Origin of the sequence: Cuspidothrix issatschenkoi CHARLIE-1, assembly GCF_002934005.1 — a bacterium.
In the GTDB taxonomy this organism is placed as follows: Bacteria; Cyanobacteriota; Cyanobacteriia; order Cyanobacteriales; family Nostocaceae; genus Cuspidothrix; species Cuspidothrix issatschenkoi.
This window is the reverse complement of the sequence record NZ_PGEM01000219.1, coordinates 534-1,466: the sequence shown is the minus strand read 5'-3', so window position 1 is coordinate 1,466 and position 933 is coordinate 534. Positions and strand designations below refer to the sequence as shown.

The window sequence follows — 933 nt, the reverse complement described above, 5'->3', positions numbered from 1 at the left end:
CTCGCGCATCTCCAGGAACTTCATAATACATTTCTGGTTCAACTGGATAATTATTCACCAAACCCTCTTGATCCACAGTATAACCATCAGTTGTGCGAATACTATAAACATTAGTTTGATCATCGGTAGATGCACTTGCAAGATCCTCTTCTTTAGGAAGGTGTTTATAATATTTTCCTTCTCTTTTCATTCTTGCTGCTGTTTCTGCGGGAATTATTCCCCGATCATAAGTATCTGACGTAATTTTATCATTTTCATCATTCATACAATTAGTCCTTGCTACTGGTTCAAGTATTGCCAGAACTAGATTAGAACTTCCTAAAAGATAAATAAACCATCTTGAGAAATAATTACTAAAAATAATTTGCTTGAATCTATCTATCAAAAGATATATTTTACATACTCATTACAAAATAAGAAAATGTAGGATAGTCTATAAATAACCTACATTTTATGATCATCAAACAAATATTTATCCTAAAGATTGTTGTTTGAAAGCACTAAATTTTTGGGATAATTCTTGCCGAGTTTCACATTTGAGGAGATAACGGAAAGTAAACCAGATAGAGTAAAATAGGCCAATTAACTCCAAAATTGGTTGTAGCACCGGTAAACTATTCACAGCACCGATTAATGCGATCGCTACCTTAACTGCGATAAAAGCTGATAAAATTAAAACCAGCGTTATTAAAATCTGTTTATTTTTGTGAAAAGCACTACCTAAAAAATCTGGTAGTTTATTCAAGAAATCAGGAATTTGTCCACTAACCTGTTGCCGTTGAGATTCAGATTCCTTACCAGCAGGTATTTGTAGTAAATTGCTATTGTTTCCACCTGAAAAAGATAAAATATCTGGTGGTGAAGTAGAATTTCCTAGTTGGGGTTGTTGTGCTTGAGTTTCCATAATAGTTGTGATTGAGAAATTACAACGTT

At 33.1% G+C, this 933-nt stretch carries 2 protein-coding genes; both read right to left on the bottom strand.

Going from position 1 to position 933, the window contains the following annotated elements; all coding sequences use genetic code 11:
- A partial coding sequence (locus CUN59_RS20585; RefSeq protein ID WP_104389555.1) for a hypothetical protein occupies nt 1-265 on the bottom strand: 265 nt, incomplete at its 3' end.
- A gap of 207 nt (nt 266-472) precedes the next feature.
- Nucleotides 473-933 (bottom strand): CAAD domain-containing protein (locus CUN59_RS20580; protein ID WP_243407009.1); only part of this gene is annotated, 461 nt, incomplete at its 5' end.